At 48.1% G+C, this 24,763-nt stretch carries 22 protein-coding genes; 7 read left to right on the top strand and 15 right to left on the bottom strand.

Annotated elements, in window-relative coordinates; translation table 11 throughout:
* Positions 1 to 51: 51 nt before the first annotated feature.
* From dut to BLS44_RS13355, 3 genes are all read right to left on the bottom strand, one after another.
* A complete protein-coding gene (gene dut / locus BLS44_RS13365) occupies positions 52 to 492 on the bottom strand; it encodes a dUTP diphosphatase (protein WP_090390577.1) in 441 nt (146 codons plus the stop codon).
* An 87-nt stretch (positions 493 to 579) separates the two neighbouring features.
* Entirely contained in the window at positions 580 to 1,086 is a 507-nt protein-coding gene (gene ispF, locus BLS44_RS13360; RefSeq protein WP_090390576.1) for a 2-C-methyl-D-erythritol 2,4-cyclodiphosphate synthase, read from the bottom strand.
* Positions 1,058 to 2,092: an alpha/beta hydrolase family protein gene (locus BLS44_RS13355; RefSeq protein ID WP_090390575.1), complete on the bottom strand. Its 1,035-nt coding sequence runs from the start codon at positions 2,090 to 2,092 to the stop codon at positions 1,058 to 1,060. The genes ispF and BLS44_RS13355 overlap by 29 nt, the downstream gene beginning before the upstream one ends.
* Before the next feature lie 77 nt (positions 2,093 to 2,169).
* Here BLS44_RS13355 and BLS44_RS13350 point away from each other — a divergent pair, with 77 nt between their 5' ends.
* From BLS44_RS13350 to BLS44_RS13340, 3 genes are all read left to right on the top strand, one after another.
* Complete coding sequence (locus BLS44_RS13350; RefSeq protein WP_090390574.1) at positions 2,170 to 3,453, top strand: UDP-N-acetylmuramoyl-tripeptide--D-alanyl-D-alanine ligase; 1,284 nt, start codon at positions 2,170 to 2,172, stop codon at positions 3,451 to 3,453.
* Positions 3,454 to 3,605: 152 nt separating this feature from the next.
* Positions 3,606 to 4,064: a DUF983 domain-containing protein gene (locus BLS44_RS13345; RefSeq protein ID WP_090390573.1), complete on the top strand. Its 459-nt coding sequence runs from the start codon at positions 3,606 to 3,608 to the stop codon at positions 4,062 to 4,064.
* A gap of 66 nt (positions 4,065 to 4,130) precedes the next feature.
* Positions 4,131 to 4,742, top strand: coding sequence for a trimeric intracellular cation channel family protein (locus BLS44_RS13340; RefSeq protein WP_090390572.1), 612 nt, complete (start codon positions 4,131 to 4,133; stop codon positions 4,740 to 4,742).
* On the opposite strand, the gene BLS44_RS13335 is transcribed toward BLS44_RS13340, so the two are convergent.
* The 8 genes from BLS44_RS13335 to BLS44_RS13300 form a co-directional block, all read right to left on the bottom strand.
* Positions 4,739 to 5,578 (bottom strand): hypothetical protein, encoded by an 840-nt coding sequence (locus BLS44_RS13335; protein WP_090390571.1) that lies wholly within the window; start codon positions 5,576 to 5,578, stop codon positions 4,739 to 4,741. The two genes, BLS44_RS13340 and BLS44_RS13335, sit on opposite strands and share 4 nt — an antisense overlap.
* Before the next feature lie 90 nt (positions 5,579 to 5,668).
* Positions 5,669 to 6,442, bottom strand: a complete 774-nt coding sequence (locus BLS44_RS13330; protein ID WP_090390570.1) for a succinate dehydrogenase/fumarate reductase iron-sulfur subunit — start codon at positions 6,440 to 6,442, stop codon at positions 5,669 to 5,671.
* A 16-nt stretch (positions 6,443 to 6,458) separates the two neighbouring features.
* Complete coding sequence (locus BLS44_RS13325; protein ID WP_090390569.1) at positions 6,459 to 7,133, bottom strand: hypothetical protein; 675 nt, start codon at positions 7,131 to 7,133, stop codon at positions 6,459 to 6,461.
* A 7-nt stretch (positions 7,134 to 7,140) separates the two neighbouring features.
* Entirely contained in the window at positions 7,141 to 9,117 is a 1,977-nt protein-coding gene (locus BLS44_RS13320) for a fumarate reductase/succinate dehydrogenase flavoprotein subunit (protein WP_090390568.1), read from the bottom strand.
* Between the two features lie 97 nt (positions 9,118 to 9,214).
* Complete coding sequence (locus tag BLS44_RS13315) at positions 9,215 to 9,940, bottom strand: succinate dehydrogenase cytochrome b subunit (RefSeq protein ID WP_090390567.1); 726 nt, start codon at positions 9,938 to 9,940, stop codon at positions 9,215 to 9,217.
* Between the two features lie 274 nt (positions 9,941 to 10,214).
* Positions 10,215 to 11,504 carry an aminopeptidase P family protein gene (locus tag BLS44_RS13310; protein WP_090390566.1) on the bottom strand — a complete coding sequence of 430 codons (1,290 nt, stop codon included), beginning with the start codon at positions 11,502 to 11,504 and terminating at the stop codon, positions 10,215 to 10,217.
* Positions 11,505 to 12,296: 792 nt separating this feature from the next.
* A complete protein-coding gene (locus tag BLS44_RS13305) occupies positions 12,297 to 12,770 on the bottom strand; it encodes a helix-turn-helix transcriptional regulator (RefSeq protein WP_090390625.1) in 474 nt (157 codons plus the stop codon).
* Positions 12,771 to 12,953: 183 nt separating this feature from the next.
* A complete protein-coding gene (locus BLS44_RS13300) occupies positions 12,954 to 13,790 on the bottom strand; it encodes an endonuclease/exonuclease/phosphatase family protein (protein ID WP_090390565.1) in 837 nt (278 codons plus the stop codon).
* Positions 13,791 to 14,215: 425 nt separating this feature from the next.
* On the opposite strand from BLS44_RS13300, the gene BLS44_RS13295 reads away from it, so the two are divergent.
* From BLS44_RS13295 to BLS44_RS13280, 4 genes are all read left to right on the top strand, one after another.
* Positions 14,216 to 14,734, top strand: coding sequence for an RNA polymerase sigma factor (locus BLS44_RS13295; protein WP_090390624.1), 519 nt, complete (start codon positions 14,216 to 14,218; stop codon positions 14,732 to 14,734).
* A gap of 52 nt (positions 14,735 to 14,786) precedes the next feature.
* Positions 14,787 to 15,803, top strand: a complete 1,017-nt coding sequence (locus BLS44_RS13290; RefSeq protein WP_090390564.1) for a FecR family protein — start codon at positions 14,787 to 14,789, stop codon at positions 15,801 to 15,803.
* A gap of 89 nt (positions 15,804 to 15,892) precedes the next feature.
* Positions 15,893 to 19,003: a SusC/RagA family TonB-linked outer membrane protein gene (locus BLS44_RS13285; protein ID WP_090390563.1), complete on the top strand. Its 3,111-nt coding sequence runs from the start codon at positions 15,893 to 15,895 to the stop codon at positions 19,001 to 19,003.
* 31 nt (positions 19,004 to 19,034) lie between these two features.
* Positions 19,035 to 20,624 (top strand): RagB/SusD family nutrient uptake outer membrane protein, encoded by a 1,590-nt coding sequence (locus BLS44_RS13280; protein ID WP_090390562.1) that lies wholly within the window; start codon positions 19,035 to 19,037, stop codon positions 20,622 to 20,624.
* 131 nt (positions 20,625 to 20,755) lie between these two features.
* Here BLS44_RS13280 and BLS44_RS13275 read toward each other — a convergent pair whose 3' ends face one another.
* The 4 genes from BLS44_RS13275 to BLS44_RS13260 all read right to left on the bottom strand — a co-directional run bounded on the left by BLS44_RS13275 (position 20,756) and on the right by BLS44_RS13260 (position 24,566).
* Entirely contained in the window at positions 20,756 to 21,394 is a 639-nt protein-coding gene (locus BLS44_RS13275; protein WP_090390561.1) for a deoxynucleoside kinase, read from the bottom strand.
* Between the two features lie 72 nt (positions 21,395 to 21,466).
* A complete protein-coding gene (trpS, locus tag BLS44_RS13270) occupies positions 21,467 to 22,471 on the bottom strand; it encodes a tryptophan--tRNA ligase (protein ID WP_090390560.1) in 1,005 nt (334 codons plus the stop codon).
* Between the two features lie 113 nt (positions 22,472 to 22,584).
* Positions 22,585 to 23,229, bottom strand: coding sequence for a murein L,D-transpeptidase catalytic domain-containing protein (locus BLS44_RS13265; protein ID WP_245729209.1), 645 nt, complete (start codon positions 23,227 to 23,229; stop codon positions 22,585 to 22,587).
* A 137-nt stretch (positions 23,230 to 23,366) separates the two neighbouring features.
* Positions 23,367 to 24,566 carry a bifunctional 3,4-dihydroxy-2-butanone-4-phosphate synthase/GTP cyclohydrolase II gene (locus BLS44_RS13260; protein WP_090390559.1) on the bottom strand — a complete coding sequence of 400 codons (1,200 nt, stop codon included), beginning with the start codon at positions 24,564 to 24,566 and terminating at the stop codon, positions 23,367 to 23,369.
* Between the last annotated feature and the right edge of the window lie 197 nt (positions 24,567 to 24,763).

Genomic DNA, 24,763 nt, shown 5'->3' with positions numbered 1-24,763 from the left:
GCTGATCTTAAAAAGCGCAGCTGCCCTGTGTATCGGATATTGTTAAAGCTGTTATTGTTTGCCGGTATGGCCAAATCCTCCCGCTGCACGGAGGGTTTCTCCCAGTACCGCTGTTTCCACCCATTCCGCTTTTTCTACTTTTTGTACAACAAGCTGTGCGATACGGTCACCCTGCTGAATGACCTGCTCCTCATTGGAAAGATTGATCAGGATAACTTTTACCTCGCCCCGGTAATCGGCATCAATGGTGCCCGGGGTGTTCAGGCAGGTAAGACCCTGCTTAACTGCCAGCCCGCTGCGGGGCCGGACCTGCACTTCATACCCCCCGGGAATTTCCATAAAAATTCCGGTGGGGATCAATACTCTTTCCAGGGGCTGTAGGGTAACAGGGGCTTCTAAATGAGCTCTTACATCCATACCGGAGGCGCCGGTTGTAGCATAACCGGGTAACGGATTGGATGACTGATTGATGATCTTTATTTCAACTGCCATTGTGACAAAGATAAACGCTTCGTACGAAAATTATATTACTTTAACATTTATGCAAAGGCCCTCTCCAGGAATTGCTAAAGGCAATATTTATGGGATCGGGGCATCTGCTTTGAATGGTATTTTTTGCAGCAAAACGGTGGCCATGGCCATCAGCCCTTCTTCGCGGCCGATGGCGCCCATTTCCTCCGTGGTAGTCGCTTTTATAGAAATATCGGAGGTGGTTACTTTAAGTATTTCAGCGATTGTTTGCTGCATGGCGGGTACGAATTTTTTTATTTTGGGTTCCTGCAGGCAAAGTGTACTATCTACATTCACCACCCCATATCCTTTTTCTGAAATGAGCTGTGCCGTTTCTTTTAACAGGATCTTGCTGTCGATATCCTTATACCGGGGATCATTATTGGGAAAATGCACCCCGATATCTCCCAGGCTCAGGGCGCCTAACAAAGCATCGCAGATGGCATGCAGCAATACATCGGCATCGCTGTGCCCCAGTGCCCCCTTATGATGAGGTATTTTAATGCCGCCGATCCAAAGATCGCGCCCCTCTGCAAACTGGTGAAAATCAATTCCGGATCCGATTCTGAATGACATGTTCTTGTTTTTTTAACCATTTGAGCCAATCATCCGCTACTTTATCCCAGTTAAATACCTCATAGTTGATGTTTCCTGTGGCATTAACCGGAAAATAATTGTGCCCGGTGCCAATATAAGTATTAAATACAATATTCCTCTTTTTTAAACGGATGCATTCGGTGTGAAAGTAATCATTAAAGGGGGCACACCAGTCTTTACTCCCATAAGATACTAAAACCGGAATGTTGAGGGCCAGCAAACGGGGAAGCATTGACACTGAAAACTCAGCCAGCGACTTGTTGGTGTCGCCTTTACCATAGTTTATTTTTTCCGGTTCAGCGTTGACCTGCTCCCAGCGTTGAAAGAGATCGTCTGTCAGGGAAGCCGTATCTTTTTCAAAAAAGCGGGCAGGGCCAATCATGCTCATCATTCTTCCCATCGGATTTCCTCCGGAATAGATCAGGCAGGTGACTTTTTTGTTGGTAAAGGCTACCCCCGCTGCGATGGTGCTGCCTTCGGAATGGCCTGCCACAATCAGGGTTTTTGTGTCAATAAAGCTTTGGGATTGCAGGTAGCGGATAACGGCATTGGCTCTTTTTGTATAGTAGCTGAGTAAATTCCTTTCAGCATATTTTAGGGGAATATTACCCGCACTATCCAGGTACATCATATTTTCTCCGAGGTCTTTTTTATCGGCAATAACCGGTATGTAAGGTTTTCCAATAATGGCCAGGTGACAATATTCGGCAAGACTATCCGGGTTGAAGGGGAATACTCCATAGGTATTATTGCCATCTGTTTTGATCAGTGGCTGGGGCTGGCTTCCCTGGAAGAACAGGAATAACGGTTTCTTTATTGTTTCTTCCCCTTTTTTTGATTGAATCAACAGATCGACCGGATCCCCATTGAAACGGGTTTTTATATAACGGTAGCCAAAGTCTTCAGGGGTTTTTACCTGGGTATACGAGGGCATATATTTACTCAGAATAATGAGTAGCAGGAATGTTTTTCGTAAAAAATACATTGAGGATGGTATTTATGAAATAAAAATAATTGTTTTTCCGGCTTACTAACCCGTTGGCGTTTTCTTATTTTTGTTTGATGAATATGGAAGCTTTATACCAGGTATACCTGGAGCACCCGGAGGTACAAACCGATACACGTAAAATAAAGGAAGGAGAACTTTTTTTTGCGCTGAAGGGCCCCAACTTTAACGGTAACCGGTTTGCACAGCAGGCCATTGACGCGGGTGCTGCAAAAGTGATCATCGATGAAGCCGCATACGAAATTGCCGGTAAAACCATATTGGTACCGGATGTATTACAGGCGTTGCAGCAGCTGGCGGCCTGGCATCGCGCCCGGTTCTCGTTTCCGGTTTTGGCAATAACCGGCAGCAACGGGAAGACCACCACTAAAGAGCTGGTGCATGCGGTACTGAGTACTACCTATAAAACCTATACCACAGAGGGCAACCTGAATAACCATATAGGGGTACCGCTCACGCTGCTGAAGATAAAAAATGATGCACAGCTGGCTGTGATCGAAATGGGCGCCAACCACCTGGAGGAGATCAAAAGTTACTGCACGATTGCCCGGCCTACCCATGGCCTTATTACCAATGCCGGCAAGGCCCACCTGGAGGGGTTTGGCAGTATTGAAGGGGTTAAAAAAGGAAAGGGGGAGCTGTATGATTTTTTAAGGGAGCGCGGTGATGGAACCGCATTGGTGATGTGGGATTACGATTATCTCCGGGATATGAGCCGGGGCATTGCCCATATTATCCGTTATGGGACAGCGGAAGCCGATGTTGTGGGAGATGCTGTTGAGCGGAATGGCTTTCTTGCTGCGGAACTGGTGCGGCCGTTTGTAATGCAGATCAGCACGCGGCTGGTTGGTGATTATAACCTGCCCAACGTACTGGCGGCCATTACTGCCGGGATACATTTCAATGTTCCCGCAGAAAAGATCAAGGGGGCTATTGAAGGGTATATTCCTTCTAATAGTCGCAGCCAGCTTTTGGAAAAAGGAACCAACAGGATCATCCTGGATGCCTACAATGCCAACCCCAGCAGTATGAAACTGGCGATCGGGAACCTGGCTAAAATGGAGGGTGATAAAAAGATCCTGGTGCTGGGTGCGATGGCTGAAATGGGAGCCGCAACAGCGGCCGAACATCAACATATTGTAGAGTTGATCGGTCAGCATTCCTGGAGTGGCGTATTACTTGTAGGAAAGCCATTTGAACCTTATAAAGACCTGTTTCATTATTTTGAATCATCGGTACAGGCTGCGGAATGGCTGAGCGCGTATAAGCCCGAACATGCCCTGCTGCTGGTAAAAGGAAGCCGGAGTACACAGATGGAAAAAGTGCTGGAAGCGCTTTAGGAAGTTTCAGGGAGGCGTTTAATGTGCTACGTTGGCCCCATTTTATGCGTCGCATATACGGATCTGTTTTGCATTCCGTTTCCCGTATCCTGATGCACATCTCCCGATTCTCAAAACTGATAGTTGTACCTTTGTACTTAAAAAGGTTAGTTATGAAACCGGAAGAGAGCAGCAGGGGTTACCTGGCTACTATTGTGGGCTGCTATTGTCCGCGGTGCAGAGAGGGGAAGTTATTTGAAAAACCCTTTGGCCTGCGGTTTAAAGGAGTGCTGAAGATGAACAAATATTGCCCGGTATGCGGTCAGCCAACGGAAATTGAAGTGGGGTTTTATTACGGCACGGGATATGTCAGCTATTTTATTGCAGTAATGCTGACCGTCTTCAGTGCTGTTTTGTGGTGGCTCATCATTGGCTTTTCAGCGTCTGATAACCGGTTTATTTACTGGCTTATTTTTAATTCGGTCGCACTGATTTGCCTGCAGCCCTGGCTGATGCGTTTTTCCCGTAGTTTATGGCTTTCCTGGTTTGTTAAATATGATCCTTACTGGCGGCAAACGAAGCCGGAGGATGTATCCGAACGGATGAACGAAGAACAGGGGAATAACTGGTGAGGCTTCTTGCCAGTTGTCAGCTTTTAACAACCAGGTCGCAGACGTTAGAAATGTGATTCAGAAGATATGTTCTCCAACACCTCCGAAATAATTGAAATACTGGGAACCATTGCTTTTGCTATATCCGGAACCTTTTCTGCGATGCAGCGAAAGCTGGATGTATTTGGCGTGCTTATTATTGCTTTTGTAACATCGGTTGGCGGGGGAACCATCCGCGACCTGCTGATCGGCGATACCCCGGTAGCCTGGATGCGGGATGTTCAGGTATGCCTGGTGATCCTGGTCACATCCGTCGCTGCCATTATCTTTAAGACCTATATACGGAAATTAAAGGTGACCCTCTTTTTATTTGACAGCCTGGGGCTGGGTTTGTTTACTGTGGTAGGATTGCAAAAGGGCATCAACTTTGGGCTGAACCCGGGTATCTGTATAGCCCTGGGTACTATTACCGGCTGCTTTGGCGGCATCACCCGGGATATCCTTTTGAATACTATTCCGCTGATCTTCCGGAGGGAGATCTACGCCACGGTCTGCATCTTTGGCGGCGTGGTGTACCTGTTACTGCTGTATTTTGAGATAAATACGGACATCAGCAAATTTATTGTGATTGCCCTTATCGTTATTACAAGGATCATCGTGGTACAGAAAAGATTATCCTTTCCAAGGATGCGGTATTAGTATTTGTTCCGTGTATATTTTCTTAGTTTCCTGACCACCTTCCGCTCAAATGCCTTTATCGCCTTTTTTGAAGAAGGGTACCAGGGCAATGGCGGCGGGGAGGAATAAAGCGTAACATTGATCAGCCGTAGTTTTGATTGCTGCTGATTTCCGGTAAAAATCATTTTGAAAAATTTCGTCTGGTAGGTCAGTGTGTCGCCATCCTTTACTTTTGTATGATCCAGTAAATAGGCCACTGTATCTTTTGTATCCCTGAAATAGAAAATATTTTTTTCGGCATCAAAGCTCAAACTGCTTTTAAAGCGTTTTGCGTAATGTAACTGCAACGTGTTGAAGGCGGCAATTAGCTGCTTGCCGGAGCAGTCAAAAGTGTATTCCTTATTGAGCGCGTATTGCTCTGTTGCCATCTGATCGGCCGCAAAGGCGAAAGAACTGATGATCAGGATACTGTTGAAGGCTATTTTATTGAGCCGGTATGCCCTCCTGTTTTGTAAAACAAACGCAGAACCGGCAATACTGATAAGCGCAATATAATCTGTATAGTCTACCACGCGTCCCACGGGAATATAACAATTGTTGAGTGCATCAATAAAGGGCTGCGACCAATCCGATTTCCACCATACAAACAGCAAAGCGGTAAGAATATGGACCGTTTTTTTCTGTGCCGGCAAGAGGACGCTGAGAAAAAAGGGAAATGCAAACAGCCCGGCAAAATCAGAAAGCTTACCCGTAAGCTCATTGTGGAAAACGGGTTTTAGGAACCAATCGTTCAACAGCAGCAGCAGAACCGATAGCAGGAAGACCGGATGCCCGAGTTGTTGTTTTGCAGTATGCATGATGGTTTGTTTTGATGTGTGCGGCTAAAATAAACCATAAAAAAAGCCCCTGCTGTTAACAGGGGCTTAAATATCGGAGCGTTTAGACACTTAATGTTTTTTGGTATCGGAAGCCAGTCCAGCGGTCAGGTATTCCCGGTTGAGGCGGGCGATATTCGTGATCTCGATCTCTTTCGGGCAAACGGCTTCGCAGGCACCGGTATTGGTACAGGACCCGAATCCTTCTTTGTCCATCTGCGCGATCATATTCAATGCACGATCCTTTTTTTCTGCTTCTCCCTGTGGTAACAGGGCCAGGTGCGATACTTTGGCAGAAAGGAACAATAATGCAGATGAATTCTTACAGGCTGCTACACAGGCCCCGCAACCGATACAGGCTGCGGCAGCAAAGGCTTTATCCGCATTTTCTTTCGGAATAGGAATGGCATTACCATCCTGGGCGTTCCCTGTATTTACAGAGATATAGCCACCGGCCTGGATGATGCGGTCGAACGCACTGCGGTCAACGATCAGGTCTTTTACCACCGGGAAGGCCTTCGCCCTCCAGGGTTCTACCACAATGGTATCCCCATCTTTAAAGGCGCGCATGTGCAGCTGACAGGTAGTGGTCCCGTGCCAGGGGCCATGCGGCCGGCCATTGATGTACATGGAGCACATACCGCAGATCCCTTCGCGACAGTCATGATCAAAAGCGATGGGCTCTTTTCCTTCGCGGATCAGTTGCTCGTTCAATACATCAAACATTTCCAGGAACGACATTTCCGATGAAATATTGGATACTTTGTAGGTCTCGAACTTTCCGCCGGTTTCAGCGTTTTTTTGTTTCCATACCTTCAACGTCAGGTTCATATTGTAATGTTCCATACTTCTTTTGTTTATATCAGCGTTTATAAGCCTCAAGCTTTACCAGCGGCCCTTTATTTATTTTTTGTCTCTTGTCTTTCACCAGGCTGCAGTCATCCTTTCGCTCAATGACGTGCTGTTCGCCCGTGATCCAGTTGGTATCTTTAAATTTCCTGCCGGCATCCCCAACCCCTTCGCCGGCACAGTCACTGCCCGAGAAATAGCTGTCGGTTGTGGTGCCGATCAGTACAAAGGCCCTGGACTGGTACCTGAATTTTTCTTCGATGCTCCAGCGCCAGTTGCTGCCCCCGTAATGGGCAACCGATAATACGCCTTTTTGAATGTCGATAGACGCGTACGGATCGCCATAGATACCGCCGCAATGCCGGCACATGAGCGCTGTTGCAGATTTTCCGGCCACCCGGTATCCTGTGTTGTCTTTAAACAATACAAGCAGCAGGCGGGTGGGTTCTGCATCCATTTCATATGCATCTTCCTTAACATGATGCAATGCTAAAGCAGCGTCGTCTTTGCCATCTTTGTTCAGATCTCCGTAAACCACCGCCAGCGTATCATACTGCGCAGGGATAAAATCTGCCAGACTTTTACCGTATTCCGGTATTTGAGAAAGAACTTTTGACTGGGCAGGGGCCGTTAAGCAAACCAGCAGGGGTAGTAATCCCGGGAGGTATTTCAAAAACCGGTTGCCCATCCAGTGATTATTTATAGTTTCGTTGTGTAGGTTTGATCACCTCATAGTTCAACGGTTCTTTTTCCAGTTCCCAGGAATTTTCGCCGTTCAGCTTCCAGGCAGAAACATACATGTACTGGTCGTCATGACGCAGGGCCTCTCCGTCCGGGGTCTGGCTTTCTTCCCTGAAATGACCGCCACAGCTTTCATTACGCTCCAGTGCATCCATACACATCAGTTCGCCCAGTTCCAGGAAGTCGGCTACACGGTTGGCTTTGTCCAGTTCCGGGTTCATTTCATAAATGCCGCCGGGGATCCGTACATTTTTCCAAAAATCCTCTCTCAGGGCCCTTATTTCCTGAATGGCCTCTTTAAGCCCCTGCTCATTACGTGCCATACCACATTTTTCCCACATGATCTTACCCAGGCGTTTATGGAAGCTTTCCACGGTTTGCGTACCCTGGATGCTCATCAGCCGGTTGATCCGCTCATTTACCTTCGCCTCGGCTTCTACAAACGCACGGTCTGTGGTGGGAATGGGTTTTACAGAGATCTCATCTGCCAGGTAATTGCCCAGCGTGTAAGGGATCACAAAATAACCATCGGCCAGGCCCTGCATCAGTGCAGAGGCGCCTAAACGGTTGGCGCCATGATCGCTGAAGTTGGCTTCGCCCAGGCAGAACATTCCCTTTACAGAGGTCATCAGGTCATAGTCTACCCAAAGACCGCCCATCGTGTAGTGCACAGCAGGATAGATGCGCATGGGAACCTCATAAGGATTTTCGCCTGTGATCTTCTCATACATGTCGAACAGGTTACCATATTCCTCTTTCACCACTTCCTTACCCAGGCGTACCAGTGTTTCTGTATCCGGGTTCTGGATGCCATGCTTGTTGGCTTCTGCCTTTCCGTATTTATTAATGAGGTTGTATTTAAAATCCAGGTACACGGCCTGTTTGGTGGTCCCTACGCCGTAGCCGGCATCACAGCGCTCCTTTGCTGCACGGGAGGCCACGTCCCTTGGTACCAGGTTCCCGAAAGCGGGATACCTTCTTTCCAGGTAATAGTCCCTTTCTTCTTCGGGTATATCGTTGGCTTTACGTGTATCATTTTGTTTTTTAGGAACCCATATCCTTCCGTCGTTGCGGAGGGATTCCGACATCAGTGTAAGCTTGCTCTGATGATCGCCGGAAACCGGGATACAGGTGGGGTGGATCTGTGTAAAGCAGGGGTTGGCAAAGTGCGCCCCCTTTTTATGCGCCCGCCATGCCGCGGTAACATTGCTGCCCATGGCGTTGGTGGAAAGATAAAATACGTTTCCATAGCCGCCGGAAGCCAGTACCACGGCGTGCCCGAAAAAGCGCTCCAGCTGTCCGCTGATCAGGTTTCGGGCAATAATTCCGCGGGCCTTGCCGTCGATCATCACGATGTCCTGCATTTCATGGCGGTTGTACATTTTTACATTGCCCAGGGCTACCTGGCGCTCTAACGCCTGGTATGCGCCGATCAGTAATTGCTGACCGGTTTGTCCGGCAGCATAAAACGTACGTTTTACCTGCACCCCTCCAAAGGAACGGTTGTTGAGTAAGCCGCCATATTCACGCGCAAAGGGAACCCCCTGTGCCACGCACTGGTCGATAATGTTTACACTTACCTCTGCCAGCCGGTGCACATTGGCCTCGCGCGCACGGTAGTCGCCTCCTTTGATGGTATCATAAAAAAGACGGAAAACCGAGTCTCCGTCGTTCTGGTAGTTCTTTGCAGCGTTGATCCCTCCCTGGGCAGCAATGGAGTGTGCCCGGCGGGGCGAATCCTGGAAGCAAAAGGCCTTTACCTGGTATCCTTGCTCTCCAAGAGCAGCAGCAGCAGATGCTCCCGCAAGCCCTGTTCCTATTACGATCACTTCCAGTTTCCGTTTATTGGCGGGGTTTACCAGTTTACAGTGGCCCTTATAATCCGTCCATTTATCTTCTAATTTTCCGGCTGGTATTTTTGAATCAAGCATATGTAAAACGTTTCTCGTTTATAGTTTCTTGTTTGAAGTTTTGTCTTTGATGATCCGCTGCGATATGCACCTGATCATTGACCATTCACTAAAGGGGTTACTGGATCCACCCGAAATAAAAGCTTAAAGGCATTAGCATAAATGCCAGGCAGATGATCACAGAATATGCCACGCCGGTACCTTTAACGAGACCGATGTATTTATGATTGGTAAGACCCATTGTGCGGAAGGAGCTCTGGAACCCATGAATAAGGTGCCAGAAAAGGGCAATTACGCCCAGCTCATATATAATGATGATCCAGGGGTATGCGGTAAACTGGTGTCTCATTTCTCCATACAGGTCGTGGTATTCCTTTGCACCGGGAGTGCCTTCGGGTACGATCTGGCCGGTAGCATTGTCAATGAACATGGGCTCCAGGCCGCCAAAACGGCTGGGTATCCAGAAATCACTGATATGGATCACCAAAAAGATCAGGATCAGCGCGCCCAGGATGCCCATGGCCCGGCTGTTCCAGGCACTGCCCCGGTTGCCCATTTTTACGGCATAACCGATACCCCGTTTGCTGCGGTTCTGTACCTCCAGCACAAGGCCCTGGATGATATGCAGCAGGATAAATAAGAAGAGGCCGATCTCCAGTACGCGGGGTACTACATTGGCTCCCATGAAATGGGCTGCCTTGTTGAACATTACGCCACCATCGTTTGCCCAGATACAGGCATTGAGCCCTGCATGTATAATCAGGAACAGGATTAAAAAGATTCCCGACAGCGCCATGGTAATTTTCTTGCCAACAGAAGAAGTGAAAAATTGCGACCAGTTCATATTTTCTTATAGAAGGTGAATAAATTGCTGGCAAAGTTAACGCATCACGGTTAATTTGGTGACAAAAAAATGACAAGCTGTGTATGTGAAACCGTACCTGCATCTTTCAAGGATGCCCTGTGAGGGTGTATTTAATAAAGCATTATTTCCCGGGCCTCGCCTGGTAAAAGTTGGATTACGTTACTGCAAAGTAGCCCTTTTAAAAGGGGCACCCATAAAAACAGCGGCCGGTACATCCCGGCCGCTGTTTTTGTATACAAGGTTATTACAATATCTAACTGTTCATCAGGCGTTCTATTTCGTCCGCTTCGATCGGCATGGTCTTCATCAGGTCGACGTTGCCGTTGCGCGTAAGCTGGAAATTGTTTTCGATCCGGATGCCCAGTTGTTCATCCTCTATATAGATGCCGGGCTCAATGGTGAGGACCATTCCTGCCTTTAATGGAGAACGAAACGGACCGAGGTCGTGCACATCAATACCCAGGTGATGGCTGATGCCGTGGTAAAGATATTTCCGGTAGGCCCGGTTTTCGGGGTCTTCGTTTTTGATATCTGCCCTGGTGAGCAGCCCCAGCTTTATAAATTCCTTGGTGGCCTCATTACCCACCTTTTCATGATAGTCAATAATGGTGATACCCGGTTTTAAGATAGATGCCGCATAGCGATGCAGGTGTAAGCAGGCATTGTAAACCTCTTTCTGACGCTTGGTAAAACGCCCGTTCACGGGAATGGTGCGGGTAAGATCGGCATTATAGCCACCGTATTCTGCACCAAAGTCCATCAGGATCAGCTCGCCGTCCAGGCATTGCTGGTTGTTGCTTACATAGTGCAGGGTACGGGCGCGGTCGCCACTGGCAATGATACTGCCATAGCCTTCCCTTGTAGCACGGTTACTGAGGAAGGAATGCAGGATCTCCGCTTCGATCTCAAATTCCCATATGCCGGGTTTGATGAACTGTAGTAAACGTCGGAAGGTTTTTTCAGTAATGGCGATGGCCTTTTTAATAACCGCTACTTCTTCCGGCGTTTTTATAGCACGCAGTTCTTTCAGCACCGGAGCTGCCCGTTTGTACTGGTGCAGCGGAAATTTTTCCTTTAGCTCTTTTATATAACGGTATTGCCGTGTTTCGATCCAGGAACTTTTGCGGTCATTTTCATTGGTGTCCAGGTAGATCGTTTCGGCGGCATGGATCCAGGAGGTAAGCAGGGCCGGCAATGTGTCCAGCCATACAATGGTTTTGATACCGCTGATCCCGGTGGCTTCCCCGGCACGCAGGCGTTTTCCGTCCCATTTTTCTTTTAACTCATTGGGACGCACCAATACCAATACCTCGCGGTATTTTGGATCCGGGTTGTCCGGGTACAAAATTACCATCGAGTCTTCCTGTTGTACACCGGAAAGCCAAAACAAACTGCTGTTGGGTTTATACCGGTAAAGGGCGTCGCCGTTTTCGGGTACTTCATCATTTGCTAAAAATACTGCAATGGATCTATGCTCCATTTTGTCGGTGAACCGCTTCCTGTTTTTAATAAAGATCCGGGGATCCAGTGGTAAATATTTCATGTGTCCGTGTTTATATGAATAACCTTTTTGCCATGCAAAACCTGTTGTTTATGGGTATCAAATATACATAAATCGGCAAATCCATGGCGGAGGTGGCCCCGGATGAATGGATCACTTTTTTATTATGGGTTGCTTTGTGGCTGGTTTTGGCTGCAGGGAGTGCCGGGGCTGCTGTGCGCCGCCAGTTAGTTAGATGTATCGTTTCAGTGCAGGGGCGCAGGATACATATATAAAAGAAAGAGCTGCCCTAAGAATAGGACAGCCTTCAAAATAAACACCACTTATACAAAAGTTAAGATGGGCGTTTTTTTGCTTTCAATGTAAACCTCGATCCTTTATTAAGGAGTGTCTAAAACATCTCCGTAAAATATCTTAATGTATTGTTTTAATAATAACGGCCTCACGCCGGTTTTCAAAAATGCCTGCCGGCATTGACCAGCCCGGCTTCCTTTATGTAAGAACTTGCGCCTGCTTTTACAAATGTTCAATAGTTTCGATTGCCGCAGTACCCGGGGCGCCGGTTCCTATAGCAAGTACCCGATGAGCGCCTTTTACCGGCCCGGACGCTCAACAACCTGTTGAGCTATATAACTAAACTGATATGACTGTCTTTATTACTGGAACTGTCATAAGCAGGTTTAGGTTGCATTGTACCTGTCAATTTCTTTCTGGTTGTAAATTCAGAACACAAATATCTACTACTTTCCCTACCTCCACAATACCCCAACCGGGGTATTTTTAAAGATGGAACCGTATTGGGGTGGCAGCGTGGCGCAACCGGTTTCCCGGGGCTTACAGGAGCATGGAGTAAAAGATGAGTTCTTTTACACTATTGCATTCCAGCTTTCTAAAAATATTTTTCCTGTGTGTTCTGACGGTATCGGTCGAAATAAACAGGCGCTCACCGATTTCCGCACTGGAATGCCCTTTGGAAAGCAGCAGGCAGATCTCTTTTTCACGGGGGCTCAGCTGTTCAATGCTCGTTTTGTATCTGGAGAGCATTTTCTTGTTTTTCAGATAGAAATCGATCGTTTTTACATATTCAAAAACATCCTCCCGGTCTAATTTTATAGACAGGGAGATCTTCTTTCTTTTGGAAGGAGTGTTTTGACGGATGATCTCTAACTTGATCCCGAGAATGTTCTCATTACCTGTGAGTTCTGCCTTAATGACTTCCGATAAGCTCCCGGCCCCGTTTTTTTTGTCTGAAACGGTATAGAATACCCGGGAGATATCCCGGTTATGATCATCAGCAGCGTCACTCATGTTCAAGCGGTTAAAATTTTGCAGTTCAAAGATATTTTTTATTAATATGTCAGAAATACCCCATTTGGGGTATTTTTTAGATCGACTCTCTGAATGCCTGGATCCTGTTTTGGTATGGAGGGGTATTTTCCGGGCTTTTGTGAACGGCTGCAACCGGTTGCCGTTTGTGCAATTATGGAGATCTTAAAATTGAATGAGCGCTTCAACGGGGAAATGGTCCGATGGGAATTTTCCTTTGTAAGTATCCGTCAGGATACCCCATTTTATGGCCTTTCCTTTTGGGGTAATAAAAATATGATCAATGACCTCACTGCGTTCCAGCGCTTTTCCGAATGCATTAAAGGAGCCGTTATTTTCATAAGGCACCTTTACATCCCGGTAGGTATCTCTCAGGATGCCTGAATTTGCCAGCAACTGGTACCATTCAGAGTTCCGGTCGCCATTGAAGTCGCCAACAAGGACGGTATTTTCATTTTTTGCAATATCACGGATCATTTTCAGCATCAGCCTGGCGCTTTCTACCCGGGCTACTTTTCCCTCGTGATCAAAATGGACACTGAAGAAGTAGCATTTTTTTCCTGTTTTTTTATCTTTTAAGTATACCCAGGAACAGATCCGGTTGCAGCATTTTGCATCCCATCCTTTTCCGGGTTTGCCGGGCGTTTCGGACAACCAGAAATCACCGGATCTTAAAAGTGTGAACCGGTCTTTTTTATAGAAGACCGCAGAATGTTCGCCTTTATCGCCTCCATCATCGCGGCCCTTGCCATAGCGTGCATAACCGGGCAGGCGTTCACTGATATCGTCCAGCTGATTTTTAAAACCTTCCTGGGTTCCGAATATATCAAAGTCGTGGTAGCGGATAAGATTCGCTACCGGTGTGGCCCTGTCTTTCCAGAGATTGCCCTGGTCCGCACTGGTTTCCATCCGGATATTGAATGTGGCTACTTTAAGCTGCTGTGCGGCTGCATAATAAAAACTGCTGCAGATAAGCATAATGGCCAGTAAGTATTGCTTCATATTATATGGTATTTAATTGCAATCAAGCGGGTGCCAAGTTAGGACTTTGTTGGTTATTTCCCCCGGGGAACAGGAAAAATAATATACGCGTGCGCTGCAGGAGGGCGAGGAGCCGGGGCCGGTTTGGGAGGGGGATGCTGCTGCAAGGAGTGCGGTGTTGCATTCACACCGGTGGCAGGTAAAAAGCGAAAAATAGAGGCGGGATTACGAGATTGTTATATTTTAAGTGCAGGTATGGCAGGCAGAGCAGGATGTTTCCAAAAGTGCTATCTTCATAAAGTTTTCGGTACGATATTGGCTTACCGAAGCGGTGTGCGCTTTTTGATACAATGGCTTTTGTTCCGGAAATGCCGAACTATCACGGGCTTTGTTATAAATATATTGCTGTAATTTTAATGTCTACTACCAGGGGGTATATGCTTGCGATGCTTCAGAGAATCAGGGAAGGGGACCAGGACTCTTTTCATGAGTTTTACGACTTGTACCACGCACGTCTGTACCAGTATATCCATATGTATACCCGCTCAGCGTGGCTGGCCGAAGAAACAGTGCAGCTGAGCTTTATTAAAATATGGGAACAGCGGAAAAAATTATCCACAGAATACAGCCTGTCTACCCAATTGTTCCGGGTGGCCAAATGTACCCTGATAGACCTGTTGCGTAAGGACCGGGTGCGCGAAGTGGTACGGCTTCCGCATCCTGAATCGGTTACTGAACAAACTTCGGTCATCACCGCTATTGAAATGAAGGATGATCTGAACCGGGTAATGAAAAACATCCATGATCTGCCGGTGATGCAGCAGCAGGTGCTGACACAGACCCGTATCAACGACCTTTCTCATAAGGAGACGGCAGCCCTGCTTTCCATTTCTGCCAAAACTGTTGAAACACATATTACAAGGGCCGTTCGCCGGCTGAAGAAAAACCTGTCGGTATTTTTTTAAAAAAATGCTTGTTGTTGTAGGGGATTTTTTTTGTTTGCGCGAATAAGGATGTATGGAAATGTCTCCGGAATTATTACAACGTTTTTTTGCAGGCGACTGTTCGCAGGAGCAGGAGGCCGCTATAAGAGCGTGGCTGGTGAAGCACCCGGAAGTGCTTGCGCCTTACATGACGGAGCAGAGCTGGGAACAGTTTCAGGCCGGGGACACCATACCTGCGGGTGCTTCAGAGCGGATGCGGCGGTACCTGCTGCGGAAAATGCGCCGGCGTACCCGTTACCTGCAATGGAGCGCAGCAGCTGCCGTGCTGGTGTTGCTGGCGGGCCTGGCATATTTTCAGATGTTGCAAAAGGAGCAGCCTTTGGTGCAGGAACCCGTGGCAATGACCTGTCTGCAGGTTGCTAATACCTCTTTTGTTGTCAAGAATATAAAGCTTCCGGATGGCTCGCAGGTGGCGCTGGCTGGGGGTAGTGTCCTGGAGTATGACTCAGTGTTTAGTGAGCGGAGAGATGTGGCCTTATCCGGGAATGCTTCTTTTTCCGTGGCAAAAGACCAATCAAAACCCTTTTGTGTACACACCCGTAATATCAATGTTACAGCACTGGGAACGGTTTTCAGTATTGAAAATAAAGATTCCCTTTTTACGAGTGTCCGGCTTTTGGAAGGAAAAGTGGTTATAAAAAAAGAGCCGCATATTGCCCAAAAGATTGAAGCGGTATTTTTGGTTCCCGGCCAGGAATTGTTGTTTAACAATAGTGATTTTTCCAACAGGGTACAACGGTTTGGTGACAAACCCCGGAATGAGCGGGTGGACACCGACCTTTTTACAGGGCCGAACACCGCTGTACTGGAGCTGGATAACGAACCCATGGCGGAGGTCTTTAAAAAAATTGAGCAACTGTATCATTTAAAGATCGACTTTAAGGGATCAGAGGTAAAGGATATGCGTTTTACCGGTATGTACCGGCCATCGTCAGAAACAATAGAACAGTTTCTGAATACACTTGTATTATTAAACCATCTTAAAATAGAGAAAACAAAAACAGGTTTCCGGATCCGGGCCGATGAATAACCGGCGCGCCTGTTTCAAATAAATCAACGCTGTTTACCTCCGCAAGGAGGTTGGAATTTTAAAGAAGAAAAATTAAATCAACATCTCTTATGAAGCAATTACGCATCGTACTGCTATGGCTTGTCTGTGCCCCATACATTTCATTTGGGCAAGGCGACGGAACCAACTCGGCAACGGGGGTGGTAAAAAATGAGAAAGGAGAGCCGCTTGCGGGGGCTTCCGTAGTTCTTGAGAAAAGCAAGGGAGCAGAAAAGCTCGTGCCGGGATTAATGACGGTAACCAACCAGAACGGTATCTTTCAGTTCAGTAATATTCCCCTGGGCCCGGGGTATCGTTTTATTGTGAGTTATGTGGGGTATGAGGCCGATACCCTGGAGGGGTATGAAGTAACTGCAGCCAGCCGCATTTCTATCAGTGTGGAGCTGCGACCCAGCGGCAGTGCGCTGGATAAGGTAGTGGTCATTGGTTACGGTTCTATGCGAAAGAAGGATCTTTCGGCGGCCGTGGCAACGGTTCCCGACCTGGAGCAGGCCAAAAGCAGGCCGGTGCTGAATGTAGAAAACATGATGCAGGGAAAGGTGCCGGGTATTACGGTAACCAATGACGGAGGGCACCCCGATCGTGGTGCAAAAGTGGTGATCCGGGGGATCGGTAACCGGAGCGGTGAAAGTCCGCTATACGTGGTAGACGGGGTGCCCGGCGCGCCTTATAACCCGGCGGATGTAGAGTCGGTCACGATCCTGAAGGATGCGGCTTCGGCTGCGATCTATGGGGCTTTTTCCGGTGCTGCCGGAGTGATCCTTGTTACTACAAGGCAGGCAAAAAAAGGGGACCCTACGGTAGAATATACAGGCTTTGCCGGTGCGAAAAAAGCCTGGCGCCTGCCACAATCCTTAACCGGGCAAAAGGAAGCGGAAGTGGCCAACCTGGCGGCAGCCAATGCCGGCTCCCAGCCGCTGGATGGATGGAACGCTGCTAAAAACCCCTATGCACAGGAAACCCGTACCGATTGGATCGGGTCCATTTTCCGTACCGGGTTGATCCAGCGCCATATTGTAACCGTCAATGCCGGTACGGAGAAATTCAGTACCCTGTTCCAGGGGCGCTACGAGGAAAACCAGGGCACACTGCTGAACACTTTTGGGAAAAATATGTCGCTGCGGTTTAATGCGGGCTACCAGATCGCCCCGAATGTGAAATTCCGGCAGGAGTTGTTTTATAATAACAGCAGTAGCCGCGGTACTTTAACGGAAAGCGGTTATGATGGTACCATCCTGTCGGCGATCTATATGCCGCGCTCGGCCACTGCGTATTATGCGGATGGCAGCTTTGGCGGTGTAGGCCCGCGTGAATCGGCGTACCTGGGTATTCATGGTGATGTGGTAAACCCGGTGGCTACCCTGCTGCGGAATAAGCCCGATAATAAAACACTGGATATACAGTCGGTTTCTGAGTTAGCGGTCAATAACCTGCTCACACGCGGGCTTTCCTTTATTTCCCGTTTTTCTTACCGCCAGGGACAATCGCTGTACAAAAACTTTATACCCCGCCGTACAGAGCCGGGCAAACCCAATAACGCCAACCAGCTGGATTATCTTACAGATAAACGGAACAACTGGATATGGGAAAATACGCTGAACTATGCGCGGGTATTTAACCAGCACAGCCTGGGGCTGATGCTTTCCACCACAGCCCAGCAGAACGGGGCTAAAGGCTTCAGCGCTTCGGCAAAAACATTTGATAACGAAGTAAGCTGGGCGCAGTTCTTTGCCTTTGCGGGTAATTTTACCGATGTGCTCCCCAGCGACTGGGATTGGCAGGATCGCAACCTCTCTTATGTGGGACGCCTGTCGTACAGCTGGGCCGACCGCTATTTTATGACGGCCAGCCTGCGGAACGATATAGCACAACGGCTACCGGTAAACAACCGCTCCAAATATTTTCCGGGGGTAACAGCCGCCTGGAAGATCAGTTCGGAACCTTTTTTCAAAGCCGATGCGGTGGACCTGCTGAAGATCCGCGCCAGTTGGGGGCGTATTGGAAATATTAATTCTATTGGCAACTATTATTATGGCTATCCCGGCCTTTCGAGGGATAATATGTACCAGGTAGGAAATGGCGGTCAGCAAACTTTTGTGTATTTCCAGAACGAGCAATACAATCCGAAGCTGAACTGGGAGAGCTCGGAGCAAAAAGATATCGGTATCGATATCGGCCTGTTACAGGACCGGCTGACGATTACTGCCGATTATTTTGACAAGCTTACCATTGACCTGATCACCAAACAAAGCAACAACTGGCCGGTAGCCATGGGGTTTGGCGCCCCCTTTATTAACCAGGGAAGGATCAAGAATACCGGTTTTGAGTTCAGTGCCACCTGGCGGGGCCAGATCAATGATCTTACCTATGACCTGAACGGGAACTTTGCAACCCTGAAGAACCGGGTAGTATATATTGATGAAAACCCGAGCTCATCCTGGAACGACGGTCCAACATGGCGGGGTACCATGCAGGCTTATCGCTCTGTGGTAGGTCAGCCCTACAATTCGTTCTGGCTGTATAAAACGGGGGGGATCTTTCAAACCGACGCGGAGGCTGCCGCCTATGTAGGTCCGGATGGCAAACGGATCCAGGGAGAAGCCAAAGCAGGCGATCTTAAATTTATTGACCAGAATGGCGACGGCAAGCTAAATGATGACGACCGGGTGTTTATGGGCAATGCCTTCCCGAAGATCACTTATGGTTTTACCGCCAATGCCGGATGGAAAAATTTTGATTTCAGCATGTTCTGGCAGGGCGTGGGCGGTGTAAAGCTGTTCCATGTATTTAAGGAGTCTACCCTCAATGCATCGGAGCAGGGATATAACCGCTGGGATAAGATACTGGATGCCTGGTCGCCCACCAATACGGGGTCGGATATCCCACGTATTTCGGCCAATGATCCGAACAAGAATTTCCAGACCCCTTCTGACTGGTACCTGGAAAACGGGAATTACCTGCGGCTGAAAAGCCTGGTGCTGGGGTATAATTTTAATAAACTGTACCGCAATATGAAACTGCGCGTATATGTGAGCGGAGATAACCTGCTCACCATTACCAAATATTCCGGCATGGACCCGGAAGTAGGCGGCTTTGGATTTGACGGCGGTCAGTTCCCTGTGTCAAGGATCTATGCAGCGGGGGTGCGCCTGACATTTTAAAAATTGTTAAACAGAAAATTAAAATCAGTATATGAGCTATAAATTTACTTCCATATTGTTCGTGGTCGTATCGTTACTGGCTTCCTGCAGCAAGAACTGGGTAGACTCAAAGCCGCAGGGGCAGGCTTCCACAGCGTATCAATGGGATGGCGAAAAGAATGTGAACGAAGCCATTGGCGCTTTATATGTACGGATGAAGAGCGAAGGCACCTGGGGGCGGAACCTATTCTGGATGCAGGATGCCAGCGATGACCTGATCGTAGGCCGCTCCAAGGCTGATGGTGAAAATATTAAGAACTTTATATGTACCGGTAACGAAGGTTATATGAAGGATGGCTGGAATGATCTTTACTGGACGATGAATAAGGCCAACCAGGCGATCGCCGGTGCAGCAAACGCCACCAATATTTCAGATGACCTGAAAAAACGGGTGCAGGGCGAAGCTTATTTTATGCGGGCTTTTGCGCACTTCTGGCTGGCTTATCTCTGGGGGCATAAGGACCAGGGGGTACCCTACGACGCCGTGGAAAATCCCGAGTTTGGTAAACGGATGCTTCCCCAGTTAAAATCGGTTACGGATAACTATGCAGCCATTGCTGCAGACCTGCAAAAAGCCGCCGACCTGTTACCGCTGTTCAGCACCTATGACGATGCCAACAAAGGAAGGGCGCATAAGGCTGCCGCCCTGGGATATCTTGTAAAGACCTATGCTTACTGGGCGCAGTTTGATGCCAGCAAATGGGCATTGATCCCCCCGATCTGCGACCGGATCAAAAATGAATGCGGGAGGGCATTGATCACCGGGAAACCTACCTTCAGGGATAATTATAAAGCCGTATTTGCGGTTGCCAATAACTGGAGCAGTGAGTACATCTGGTCCGTGACCTCCGGAACCCTTGGCGGGTCGGAGTTTCCCGGGGTAGTACTGGAAAATAAAGGTTGGGGCGTCTATAACGGCTGGGGCTATTTTCAGCCCACCGAGGAACTCTATGATGAATATGAAGCGACTGATCCCCGCAGGGAAGTGACCATTTTGAAGTTTGGTGATAAGTTCACTTTTTTTGGAGTGCAGCGAAGCTATTCTTCTACCAACAGCCTGTCCGGCTTCCAGATCAATAAATACATGGAACCCTATAGCTATGGGTCCAACAGTGATCCTAAAACAAATGACAAGATCAACCAGAACGGGGATTATCCCACAACTTCATTGAACCTGCCCCTGATGCGCTATGCAGAGATCCTTTTGTTTAAAGCGGAAGCCCTGATCCAGCAGGGTAAGAACGGTGATGCTGCAGCCCCGCTGAATGAAGTAAGGGCAAGGGTTGGCCTGTTGCCGATAGCGAACCCAACACTCAACGATCTGAAACACGAGCGCCGCTGCGAGCTGGCCTGTGAGTGGACAGACCGGCTGATGGATCTGAAACGCTGGAATGATGTGGCCAAGATCAATGCGCCGTTGCATGGGCGTATCCATGCGGATAAATCAAATCCTGCATCGCCCTATACGATTCAGCAGGTTTGGCCGGCCCGTAATTATACCCAGTCAAAAATGGCCTGGCCTATAGCACCGGATGAGATCAACCTCAGCGGTGGTGCGTATAAGCAAACACCGGGATGGTGACCGCTGTTCATCCTGACGTCATACAGCGCCTTTTGAACTACCCTGCCAAATAAAAAGAGGCTGTCTTCATCAGTAAGACAGCCTCAATTATTTTGGCGTAAAATGGCAATTAGAAGCGTATTGATCCCCGCTTAAAATAAACCGTATAACTGCGCATCGATCTTGGAGATGATCTTTCCAAAATCCTCATTATTGTCGGCAAAATTATTTTTGTCTACATCAATGATCAGCAGTTTGCCCTCTTTGTAGGAGCCGATCCATTTGTTATAGTATTCATTCAACCGCTTTAAGTAGTCGAGACGTATATTCTCTTCATATTCCCGGCCGCGTTTCTGAATTTGCCCTACAAGCGTAGGTACCGAAGCGTTCAGGTAGATCATGAGGTCCGGTGGGCGTACCATCGATTTCAAAGTCTGAAAAAACTGGTAGTAGTTGTCAAAATCCCGCTTGCTCATCAGGCCCATTTCATGAAGGTTGGGCGCAAAAATATTGGCATCCTCATAGATCGTGCGGTCCTGTATCACGGTTTCCGTACCGTTCTGGATATCGAGTAACTGCTTTAGCCGGCTGTTCAGGAAATAAATCTGGAGGTTAAAGCTCCAGCGGGGCATATCATCATAAAAGTCCATCAGGTACGGGTTGTGATCCACATCTTCAAAGTTGGGGATCCATTTATAATGCTTGCTCAGCATCTCCGTTAACGTGGTTTTACCGGCACCAATGTTGCCCGCTATGGCGATATGCTTGGGTTTGGATTTCGATTTAGCCATATAAAGAAGGTGATAGGAAGAACGGTTTTGTTGTGAAAAGTAACCATTCTTTTTTAAATGGGTTTATTTTTCTTAAAAGTATTTCAAGCCCATGGCCTGGCGAACCATCTGCATTGTTTTTTCTGCATTTTCGGCGGCCTTTTGTGCACCTACTTTTAAAATAATGCTCAGCGCCCGTTCATCTTCCCGGATGGCTTTTGCTTTTTCCCGGATGGGGCTGATAAAACGTACCATATCTTCCGCCAGCTGCTTTTTAAGATCGCCGTAACGAATGGTACAGGCGTTAAAATCTGCTTCGTACTTTTCAATAGCGGAGGGGTCGCTTACCAGCTTCATCATGTCAAAAATATTGACAATATAATCCGGTTTTTCGGAATTGGGTTCCGTGGGACCGGAATCCGTTTTTGCTTTCATTACTTTCTTGCGGATCAGGTCATCATCATCTGACAAATAGATCGTGGCATACTGGTTCTCGCTTTTGCTCATTTTCCCCGCGCCGTCCAGGCTGGGTACCTTCAGGAGCTGTGCTCCGTAGTTGAATGCCTTTGGCTCCGGAAATACTTCGCCATAGCGATGATTGAAGCGGTTGCCAAAGGTGCGTGTCATTTCCAGGTGCTGTTCCTGGTCCTTACCTACAGGCACGTAATGTGCGCGGTGAATGAGGATGTCAGAAGCCATCAGCACGGGGTAGGTCAGCAGCCCGGCATTTACATTTTCCGGGTGCTGTTTTATCTTGTCTTTAAACGTGGTGGTTTTTTCCAGCTCTCCTTTATAGGCCAGCATGTTTAAATAAAGGTACAGTTCTGTGGTTTGCGGCAGGTCGCTTTGACAATACAATACGCATTTATCCGGATCCAGCCCGCTGGCCAGGTAGTATGAAGTAACCGAAAGTATATGTTCTCTTAATTCCCTTGTATCGGGATGTGTGGTAAGCGAATGCAGATCGGCTATAAAAAAATAGCAATTGTATTCCTCCTGCATTTTTACATAATTCCGCAATGCTCCAAAATAATTTCCTAAATGGAGTTGCCCGGTTGGCCGTACTCCACTTAAAACGATTTCTCCTTTTTTACTCATAGGCCGCAAAGATAGATAAAGTTCAAGGTTTAATGTTCGTTTCCACGTTTGACTTCTCGCCGGCCACCGGCAGGTTCCGGGTTTAAAGTTCAACATTTCATTCTGTATGCCTGTTACTGTCCGGAATCGTAAATAGAAAGCAGTATGGGCTTTGCAGATGTATCAATAATGGATTGCAGCTGTTTAAGGAAGGCCGGACTTACAGTGGGACAGCCATCGCTCTGGCAAATTTCGTAGTCAACTTCGTTTTCGGGTACACAGGCATGGGAATGCAATACGACAAACCGTTCAAATGCTTTGTTATTGCTGCTGTCCAGCCCGTATAATTTATAAGCCAGTCCAAAGGTTCCCTGGTAAGAGCTGCCGATACGGTAATGGCCCAGGGAGGTACAGCGGCTTCCCATTTCATTGCTGTACCGTCTTCCCTCCAGCCACCGTTCACTACAGCGCCCATGTGTTACGAGCCCCGAAGTGATAACCGCATCCTGGTTGAGATCATATACAAAAAAGCGTTTCCGGGAAGAAGGTAGCCGCATGTTGACCAGGAATACCCGGTCCGGATTGAAATGCCGGTTCCGGATCATGGTTTTAATGACCGCCAGCTGTGCTGCGGGGGGGCTGTAAACAACGCCGGCTTCCGGATGGGCGGCAGGGGAGATGAGGGCCGGTGTGGTGCTGTGGCCTGCATGGCTGGTATAATAATAAACGAAACCTCCGGTAAGGAGGAGCAGGCTAACCAGCAGCAGGAGCTTGTTCATCAATAGCTTTTATGAGAAGATGCGGCTGCCGGGGAATTCCACAAAACGGGCCGGCGGTTTTTAAAGCCGATCAAAAAAAACATCCCGGCGGTTGATGCCGGGATATTGGTGGAAGAATATTTATTTTTGGGCCGATCTTAAAATTCGTGACCCAATTTTTCTTTTTTTGTGCGCAGGTATTTTTCGTTGTGCTCATTGGGGGTGATCACGATCGGCACGCTCTCAACGATCTCCAGCCCATAGCCGATCAGGCCTACACGCTTCCGCGGATTATTACTCATCAGGCGCAGCTTGGTCACATTCAGGTGCCGCAGGATCTGTGCCCCAACTCCGTAATCCCGCTCATCCATTTTAAAGCCCAGGTGCAGGTTGGCTTCAACCGTATCCATGCCATTTTCCTGCAATTTATAGGCTTTTAGCTTGTTCATAAGGCCAATACCCCGTCCTTCCTGGTTCATATATAATATAAGTCCCTTGCCTTCCTGTTCTACCATCTGCATGGCTTTATGCAGCTGATCGCCGCAATCGCAACGCAGGGATCCCAGGATGTCGCCGGTAAAACAGGAAGAGTGTACCCGTGTAAGTACCGGTTCGTCTTTTTCCCATTCGCCTTTTATCAATGCAAGATGTTCATTATTACTGTTCTTATCTCTAAAGGCCACCAGGGTAAAATTGCCATATTGGGTGGGCATATTCACCCGCACAATCTCTTCAATAAGCGAGTCGCGTTTCAGGCGGTATTCAATAAGGTCTTTGATGCAGATCAGTTTCAGATCAAACTTTTTGGCCACTTCAACCAGGTCCGGAAGCCGGGCCATTGTACCATCGTCGTTCATGATCTCTACCAGTACAGCCCCATGCGGATAAGGGAATCCTGCCAGCCGGGCCAGGTCCGTTGCTGCTTCGGTATGACCCACACGGCGCAGCACGCCACCTTTTTTCGAACGCAGGGGAAAGATATGTCCCGGACGGCCTAAATCCGATGGGTTGGTAAAAGGGTTGTTGAGTGCCTCAATGGTTTTGGCCCGATCGGATGCCGAGATACCGGTACCGCAGCCGTTACCCAGCAGATCCACCGAAATGGTAAAGGCGGTTTCATGCAGTGCCGTATTGTTCGTCACCATTGGCGGGAGGTTCAGCTCGTCGCACCGTTCTTCCGGGAGCGGTGTGCAAATAAGGCCCCGCCCATTCTTGGCCATAAAGTTTACTATTTCGGGTGTAATGGTGGCTGCTGCTGTGATAAAATCACCCTCATTCTCACGGTCTTCATCATCTACAACGATCACCAGTTTGCCATTTTTTATAGCATCAATGGCATTTTCTATTGTATCAAACATATTTTTTGAAGAAATTTATACAAAGATAACGATTGTAAGCGGGGTTTGGTTTTGTGGTTTTTTAGGTTTTCTGATGTTGTGCGAGCCCGGGAACACTGCGTTAAATTAACAATAGTTTTTCAATCATAGGTAACTGGCCGGTTTTATTGAAGCCGGTTTTAATTGTTCCGGCTGCAAGATCCGGCCGGAGAGGCAGG

Source organism: Niabella drilacis (assembly GCF_900101395.1).
GTDB lineage: Bacteria > Bacteroidota > Bacteroidia > Chitinophagales > Chitinophagaceae > Niabella > Niabella drilacis.
Note: the sequence above shows the minus strand (reverse complement) of the source record. Positions and strands in the feature narration are given on the sequence as shown.